6 protein-coding genes are annotated in these 8312 nt (G+C 71.5%); 5 read left to right on the top strand and 1 reads right to left on the bottom strand.

The annotated features are described in order from the left end of the window. The 3 genes from fxlM to ACFY4B_RS39325 all read left to right on the top strand — a co-directional run. A partial coding sequence (gene fxlM, locus ACFY4B_RS39335) for a methyltransferase, FxLD system (RefSeq protein WP_387976134.1) occupies positions 1 to 1718 on the top strand: 1718 nt, incomplete at its 5' end. A gap of 5 nt (positions 1719 to 1723) precedes the next feature. After that, on the top strand, positions 1724 to 2863 hold the full coding sequence (locus ACFY4B_RS39330) for a hypothetical protein (protein ID WP_387976131.1): 1140 nt from the start codon (positions 1724 to 1726) through the stop codon (positions 2861 to 2863). A 605-nt stretch (positions 2864 to 3468) separates the two neighbouring features. Then, positions 3469 to 4047 carry a hypothetical protein gene (locus ACFY4B_RS39325; protein WP_387976128.1) on the top strand — a complete coding sequence of 193 codons (579 nt, stop codon included), beginning with the start codon at positions 3469 to 3471 and terminating at the stop codon, positions 4045 to 4047. A 199-nt stretch (positions 4048 to 4246) separates the two neighbouring features. Here ACFY4B_RS39325 and ACFY4B_RS39320 read toward each other — a convergent pair whose 3' ends face one another. Continuing rightward, complete coding sequence (locus ACFY4B_RS39320; RefSeq protein ID WP_117486369.1) at positions 4247 to 4681, bottom strand: helix-turn-helix domain-containing protein; 435 nt, start codon at positions 4679 to 4681, stop codon at positions 4247 to 4249. A gap of 125 nt (positions 4682 to 4806) precedes the next feature. Between ACFY4B_RS39320 and ACFY4B_RS39315 the strand changes: the two genes are divergently transcribed. Further along, positions 4807 to 6291, top strand: a complete 1485-nt coding sequence (locus ACFY4B_RS39315) for an MFS transporter (protein WP_074003432.1) — start codon at positions 4807 to 4809, stop codon at positions 6289 to 6291. Positions 6292 to 6662: 371 nt separating this feature from the next. Further along, positions 6663 to 8312, top strand: coding sequence for an ABC transporter substrate-binding protein (locus ACFY4B_RS39310; RefSeq protein WP_387976124.1), 1650 nt, complete (start codon positions 6663 to 6665; stop codon positions 8310 to 8312).

The raw sequence follows: 8312 nt of genomic DNA, 5'->3' as shown, positions 1-8312 counted from the left end.
GCTTGCTTGAGCCGGTTGCCCGGAAACGGGCACGGCCGGTTCTGAGGGGGCGGGGACGCAGCAATGCGTCCCCGCTACCCGACGACGTCTGGGCCAAGTTCGCCGAACTGCGACCCGAGCCGCCCGCCCTCGCACCCGTACTGGCAGCCCCCCTGACCGCCGCGATGCGCCGCCTGATGACCCTCGACACCCGCCGACTCACCCACCCTGGTGAACCGCTCGCCGGCCAATCCGACTGGGTCGACGCCTTCGAGAAGGCCGGACAGGACCTCATCCGCCTGGCGCGCGACGGCCGCCTCACCCGCGGGCTACGCGCCGTCCTCACCCACCTGATGATCTTCCACGCCAACCGCGCCGGCCTGCCGGTCGAGCACCAATCCGCCACTGCTGCACGCGCGTTGGAAACCGTCTTCCATTCCGGCGAGGGCCCCACGCCCTCGCAGCCCACCATCCGCACAACCACTAGGGTCGCCGACGTGACTACTCTCAGCAACAGCGCCGCCACCTCCGCGGAGCAGCTGCGCAACAGCCTTACCGACCGTCTGCTCGCCCAGAAGCACATCACCAGCACCTCGGTGGAGCGTGCCTTCCGCACCGTTCCCCGCGAGCACTTCCTGCCCGGCTTCCCTCTGGAGGCCGCCTATGCCGACAACCCCACCTACACCAAGACCGACGGGTCCGGCACCCGGATCAGCGCCGCCTCCCAGCCCGCCATCGTCGCCCTGATGCTGGAGCAGCTCGACGCCCGGCCCGGCCAGCGCGTCTTCGAGGCCGGGGCCGGGACCGGCGTCAACGCCGCCTACCTGGCCACAATCGTCGGCCCCGACGGACACGTGGTCGCCGTCGACGTGGACGACGACCTCGTCGACGGCGCCCGCAAGCACCTCGCGGACGCCGGGATCACCAACGCCGACGTGGTCCTCGGCGACGGCGCCCTCGGCCACCCCGACGCCGCCCCGTTCGACCGACTGATCGCCACGGTGAGCAGCAACGAGATGCCCACCGCCTGGCTCCGACAGGTCAAGCCCACCGGGCGGATCGTCCTGCCGCTGCGCCTACGCGGCACCGCCTCGCGCACCATCGCCTTCGAGCGCGGAGAGAACGGCTGGGTGTCGGTCGACGACCAGCTCGCCGTCTTCATGCCGCTGCGCGGCAGCATGGACGACGCCCGCCGCACCGTCACCCTCACCCACCACGGCGACGTCACCCTCCAGGTCCACAAGGACCAGACCGACGCGGTCGACGCCGACCTGCTGCTTGGCATCCTCGATACCGAGCGCCACGACGTCTGGACCGGCGTCACCATCCCGGCCGGCACCACCTACGAGTACCAGGACCTGTGGCTCGCCCTCACCCTCCCCAACTCCCTGATGCGGATGGGCGTCACCGGCACCGCCCGCGAACGCGGCGTGAACCCGATGTTCGGCTGGGGCGCCATGGCCACGGCGGACGCCGGTTCCCTCGCCTACCTCACCCTGCGCCCCGGCCCACCCGACCCCGACGGCCGCAAGACCTACGAGACCGGCGTCATCGGCCACGGCCCGACGGGCGCCGCCCTCGCCGACCTCGTCGCCGAGCAGATCCGCACCTGGAACACCGGTTTCCGCAGCCGACCCCTGCGCTTCGAACTCCCCGACACCCCCGCCACCGCGGACCCGAACGCCGGCCGCTTCTTCCTGGACCGCCCCCACCACCCGATCACCGTCATCTGGGAGTAGCCCGCATGCACCCGACCGGACCGATCGCCCGGCGCTTCCCGCTGGTCGCCCGCCACCGGCCCGCGTGCCTGCCCCTCGACACCCGTGTCGGCCGGCTCACCGAGCTGGCCGACACAGCCTCCCGGCAGGGGGATCCCAGCCTCGCCTCCGCCGTCTTCAACCAGGCGGCCCTCCTCGCCTCCGACCTCGCCCTGCCCGGCTACGCCCGCGAACTCTGCCACCGCCACGCCGCCCTCCACCTCACCCGCGGCCCGCTCCCCACGACCAGCGCCATCCACGGCCTCGAACCCGTCGTCAACCTCGCCCGCCTCCACATCCGCGCCGGCCACCACCAGCACGGCCACCAGCTCCTCCTCGACCTCTACCACGCCGTCACCACCGCCACCGAGACCACCCTCGACGGCATCACCATCCCCGCTCGCCTCACCGAGACCGACCAACAGCGCCACGAAGTCCGCCGGTGGCTGTGGCGCGTCCTCATCGCCGACGGCACCCGCGCCCTCACCACCGCCGGCCGCTGGACGGCCGCCCTGCGCCACATCGAGCAGCACCGCGGCATCGGCCGGCTCATCCTCGACGGCCGCCAGGTCGCCGTCCTCGCCCACGCCACCGCCAGCGACCTCCCCGGCGCCCTCGCCCTGCTGGCCGACACCGAGCCGGGCGCGCCCTGGGAGAACGCCGTCACCGCCGTCCTCACCACCCTGTGCCGCCCCGGCGACCGGCCCGCCGCCGAAACCGCGATCGACCACTGCCTCGCCCTCGAACCCGATGAGGGCCTGGCCGTCTTCACCACCCGCCTCGCCCTGACCGCGATCGACACCGCCGGCCCGGACACCCCCGCCTCCCGAGACCTGATCGAGCAGCTCTCCCACCGAGCGGGTGAAACGGGCGACGGCTACGCACTGCGCGACCTCCTCACCCACCCCGGTGTCCGTGACCGCCTCGGACCCGGCCGGACAGCCGAACTCGCACAGACCCTCGCCGCCTGCGCGCTCGGCTCCGCCACCCTCCCCGAGCCCCTCCGCGACCAGCTGGAGGCCGCCCTCGCCGATGCCCGGGCGGTACTCGAAGCCTCCCCGCCGGACCCGGTCCCACCCGCAGGAAACCCGTTCGGACATCACATCCCCAGAACAGCACACAGCTGAAGCAGCCTTCGGAGTTGCCTCAAACGGGCGAGAGTCACAGGACGGCAACTCACGGGACGGGCGCGAGGCTCTCACGAGCTACTCCACGTCGACGGTCTGACCAGGCATGCTGCCGAGTCGATCCCCGCTGACGCCTGATCGTCCCTCCAGAAGGGATGATCAGGCGTGGTGTGTCAGCGCAAGGCGGCCCTGGCCGGGTCGGCTCATCTGAAACTCCTCTCCGGCGTGACAATCGAAGCGAGGATGCACAACCGACAGGCCCAGCAGAAGGCATGTGGGCTTCATGACGAGACGGTTGAGGACCGGGAAGGGCTGATCCGCCGCGCCCCGGACGGCACCCGACCGGCCGGATCCGCGGGGCCGGCCCCGCCGCGGTAGGTGTAGGAGACGTACTCGGCGACGCCCTCCCGTACGCGAACCGGCCTCGGTCGTCGCGTGGCTGGAGGCTCTCATGGAACGGACGGTTTGGTCCGGAGCCTCGGGCGCGCGACGAAGACCCATTCCGGCACCCGGCACCTCCCGCCCCAGGGCCTCCTAAGTACATTTCATGCATTGGGAGTTGATGCTACTTTCCATGTACCGATGCAACTCAGGGAGGGGTTGAAGTGAAGGTCACGTTCATCCAGGTGGAGGGCACGGCAGAAGAGCTGGACGCGTCCGACGTGGGAAGGCAGCTCATCGCCGCGATGGGAGTGGGCCCGACACCTGCCAGCCGTGCCACCGCAGGGGAGGACGCGGCGGTCGGGGGCAGCCGGCAGTCGCTGCCGATTCCCGGCCTCGCGGCCGAGGGCCAGGCGGAGGTGAGGAAGATGCTGACCCGGAACCCCGCCGCGGAGCAGTTCGTCTCGTTCCTCGAGGAGACGACGTCGTGGCCCAACGCCGCGCTGCACGGGGTCAAGCGGAAGACCCACCAGGAGGGAGAACCCCTCGACTACAGCGACTACCTGCGCCTGCGACGGCAGGGAAGCCAGCTCGGCGGGTTCGCGTACGTCTACGCCGACACCGGCGTGGTCAACCTGCGGCTCAACTACGACAGCGACGCCGCGACCCTTCACGGCATCGCGCCGGACGCCTATCTCGTCCCCAAAGGCCACCGGGCCTACCGGGTGAGCGTGCAGATCACGGACGAGAACACGCTCCGCCAGGCACTCGAGCTCGCCGAGATGGCCTACAAGCTGACGTAGCCCGGGATCCTGGCGGTCAGGCCGAGCCCTGCTTGCCACCAACGTCCTTGCTTCATCCGGCAGTTCTTCGGGCGCCGCCGCGCCGAACGGCTGGGGTCAGGACCCGGCGGGCCGCCTCCTGCCGGTCGACGTGCAGTACCCGGGCGAGCCCGTCGAGCATGATGACGGGCTCGCCCTTCGCATAGCGGAGGGCCTGGCCTCAGAGTTCCCCGGTGCCTGCCGCCAGTTGCTCCCGGTCGTAGGAGTCGCGCGAGAGGGCGATGGCGTCGCGGTGGCGTTCCGCCCAGGCGGTGAGGCCCTTGAGGGAGGCGTAGAGTTCGGCGGCCATCTCGGTGCCGCGGTACTCCACCTTGGGCGGCACGGTCGCGTAGACGGTGCGTTCGATCAGTCCGTCGCGTTCGAGGTTCCGCAGTGTCAGGGTGAGCATGCGGCGGCTGATTCCGGGTACGGACCGTTCGAGTTCGGTGAAGCGGACCGGGCCGTGGCTGAGGTTGAGCAGGATCCCGATCGCCCACTTGCCGCTGATCCGGTTGAGCGCCTCCAGGACGGTGCACGCCTCGCGGGCGGGGGCCGGGTCGTCGAGGCCGCCGGTCTCGTCGATGTCCTCGATCACATCGTTGTTCCCCAGGAACATGAAAGTGCCTCCTTACGGTGGACTTGATGGTCACACATGATGGTCGCTGTAACAAGAAGTGCCCTCAGGGAGCGCGGGCGCCACCGGGCGCCCCTCCCGGGCCATTCCCCCGAAGGACTGCTCCGATGACCACGCAAGCCCCGCCGTCCCTCCAGCCTTCCAGGTCACGCTGGTTGGCACTGGGGCTCCTCTGCACCGGCAACCTGATGATCATCCTCGACGGTTCGATCGTGACCGTCGCCCTCCCGACCATCCAGACCGACCTCGGCTTCACCCAGTCCGGCCTGGCCTGGGTGGTCAACGCCTACCTCATCGCCTTCGCCGGGCTGCTGCTGCTCTCCGGCCGGCTGGGCGACCTGCTGGGCGGCAAGCGCGTCTTCAGCGCGGGCCTGGGCCTGTTCACGGTGGCCTCGCTGGCCTGCGGCCTGTCCTCCTCCTCGACGGCGCTGGTGGTGTTCCGGTTCGTCCAGGGGGTCGGCGGGGCGCTCGCCTCGGCCGTCGTCCTGGGCATGATCATCACCCTGTTCCCCGACGCCGGCGAGCGCGCCAAGGCACTGGCGGCGTACGCGTTCGTCTCCGCGGCCGGCGCCTCGCTGGGCCTGATCCTGGGCGGCGTGCTGACGCAGAGCTTCAGCTGGCCGTGGGTGTTCTACGTCAACGTGCCGATCGGCCTGGTGGCGCTCGTGCTGACGCAGAGCGTGGTGCCCGGCGGGAAGGGAGCGGGGCTGCGCGAGGGCGCCGACCTGATCGGTTCGGTGCTCGCCACCGGCGGTCTGATGCTGCTGGTCTACACGATCATCAAGGCCGAGGAGTACACCTGGGGCGACGCCCGCACGCTGGGCCTGCTGGCCGGCTCGCTGGTGCTGCTGGTCGGTTTCGTGGTCCGCCAGGCGTACGCGGCCAAGCCGCTGCTGCCGCTGCACATCTTCCGCTCCCGGGCGGTCTCCGGCGCCAACGGCATCATGGTCCTGATGGTCGCCGGCCTGTTCGGTTACCAGTTCTGCACCGCGCTGTACTTCCAGAACGTCCTGGGCTATGACGCGCTGAAGACCGGGCTCGCCTTCCTGCCCGCGCCGGTCACCATCGCGATCGTCTCGCTGGGCTTCGCGGTCAAGCTGAACCAGAAGTTCGGGCCCCGCCGGGTGCTGGTCGTCGGCCTGCTGCTGGTGGCCGCGGCGCTCGCGCTGCTGGCCCGGGTGCCGAGCGACGGCAGCTTCCTCGCCGACATCGTGCCGCCGTTCGTGCTGCTCGGCCTCGGCTTCGGCGCGGCCATGCCGGCGCTGATCGGCCAGGCCATGTCGGTCACCTCGCCCAACGACGCCGGCATCGCCTCCGGCCTGGTGAACACCACCCAGCAGGTCGGCGCCTCGATCGGCACCGCCGTGCTCGCCACGGTGGCCGCCTCCCGCACCGCGACTCTGCTCGGCGAGGGCGACAGCAAGGTGGCGGCGCTCACCGGCGGCTTCCACCTCTCCTACGGGCTCAGCGCCCTGTTCGTGGCGGTCGGCGTCCTGGTGGCCGCCTTCGTCCTGCGCAGCCCCGCGGACGGCGCCGAGAGCGCCCCCGAGTCGGACCTCAAGTCTGCGGACACCCCCGTACCGCACGTTTGACGGTCCCCGCGCGGCCGTTCTGGAGGGCCTCCCGGAACGGCCGCACCACCCCGACGGCGCGTACCGCCGCCGGGGCCGCACCGCACTCGGCACCACGTCGGAGCACCACGTCGGAACACCGCGTCGGAACACCGCGTCGGAACACGCCGGCCGAGACACCGGCCGAGCACACCCACGAGGATCCCGCCGCGAAACCCGCGGGCCCCGGGAAAGGGCCCGCTTAGGGGGACGGTCAGGGGGGTCGGATCCGGACGGAGCCAGCAGACTCGTCGCATCGTCCGCGGCCGGGTCCATCAGCGTCTCCCCCGCGGGGTGGGCGGGCCTCACGCCGCCCACCGTTCCCCGCCTCGCGCAGGATCGAGAAAGAACCCATGTACACCAGACGCCGTTTCCTCCGTCTCCCGGTCACCCTGACCGCCGCCGCCGTCATCGGCCCCGCCGTCCTCACGGCCTGCTCCGACTCCTCCGCCCCGCCCTCCGCGAAGAGCGCCGGCGGCGGCACCCTGCGCTACGGCGCCGCCGTCGAACCCGACAGCTGGGACCCGCACGCCGCGTCCACCGCCGTCACCGGGCGGCTGCTGCGCCCGGTGCTGGAGTCGCTGGTCGCGATCGCTCCGGACGGGACCGTCAAGCCGTGGCTGGCCGAGTCGTGGACGGTCTCGCCCGACGGCCTCACCTACACCTTCACCCTGCGCACCGGCGTGACCTTCAGCGACGGCACCCCGTTCGACGCGGCGGCGGTGAAGGCGAACTTCGAGCACGTCACGGCGGCGAAGACGGCGTCCAAGCGGGCGGCCGGCCTGCTCGGCCCCTACAAGGAGACCGAGGTGGTCGACCCGCGCACGGTGGCCGTGCACCTGACGGCCCCCCACGCCTCGTTCCTCAACTCGGCGGGGAGCACCTTCCTCGGCTTCCACTCCCCCGTCGCGCTGCGCGACCACGCGGGCGACCTCTCCTCCGGCGGCGCGTTCGTCGTCGGCACCGGCCCGTTCACCTTCGAGTCGGTGACGCCGGGTCAGCAGGCGGTGTTCAAGCGCCGCTCCGACTACGGCTGGGCCCCGCCGACCGCCGCCCACCAGGGGCCGGCGAAGCTGGAGAGCATCGTCGTGCTGCTGCTGAAGGAGGACGCCTCCCGGGTCGGCGCCCTGACGTCCGGTCAGGTCGACGCCGCCGAGCTGATCCCCGCCAACCGGCTGGCCGGCCTGCGCGGCCGCAACGGCGTCGAGGTGGTCCGCAAGGCGGTCCCCGGCGTCCCCTACACCTACTACCTCAACACCGCCCGCGCGCCGTTCGACGACCCGCGCACCCGGCAGGCCGTCCGGCACGCCATCGACTTCGCCGGGATCGTCAAGGGCGTCTTCCAGGGCGAGTACGAGCAGGCCTGGGGGCCGCTGGCGCCCTCCACCCCCGGCGCCGAGCCTTCGTTCGCCAAGCCGGCCTGGGAGTACAGCAAGGAGAAGGCGGAGAAGCTGCTGGACGAGGCCGGCTGGACCGGGCGGGACGCCGACGGCTACCGCACCAGGGACGGCAAGCGCCTCAGCGCCGAGCAGCCGTACGTGCAGACCTTCGTCTCGGCCCAGAACCACACCTTCGACGTGGGCGTGCAGGACGCGCTGAAGCAGGTCGGCATCGAGCTGAAGCTGGTGCCGCTGGACTCCGCGGGCTCCATCGGACGCACCGGCAAGGGCGACTACGACGTGTTCGCCTTCGCCTGGCAGGGCTCCGACCCGGTCCTGCTGGGCAGCCTCTACCACTCCAAGTCCCAGTTCGGGGGCGGCGGGGCGAACGGCAGCCGGGTCAAGGACGCCGAGATCGACGGCTGGCTGGACGAGGCCGAGGCGACCGTGGACGCCGAGCGGCGCGCCGAGCTGTACCGCAGGGTCCAGCGGAAGATCGTCGAGCAGGCTTACTCCTTCCCGGCCTACATCGCCACCATGGACGTCGCCCGGCACGGCAAGGTGAACGGGCTGGTCCTGGACGTCGACGCCAACACCGACTTCTACGGCATCGGGGTGGCCTGA

This window comes from Kitasatospora sp. NPDC001261, from assembly GCF_042896795.1.
GTDB lineage: Bacteria > Actinomycetota > Actinomycetes > Streptomycetales > Streptomycetaceae > Kitasatospora.
The sequence above is the reverse complement of the archived record's forward strand: the minus strand, read 5'-3'. Positions and strand labels throughout refer to the sequence as shown.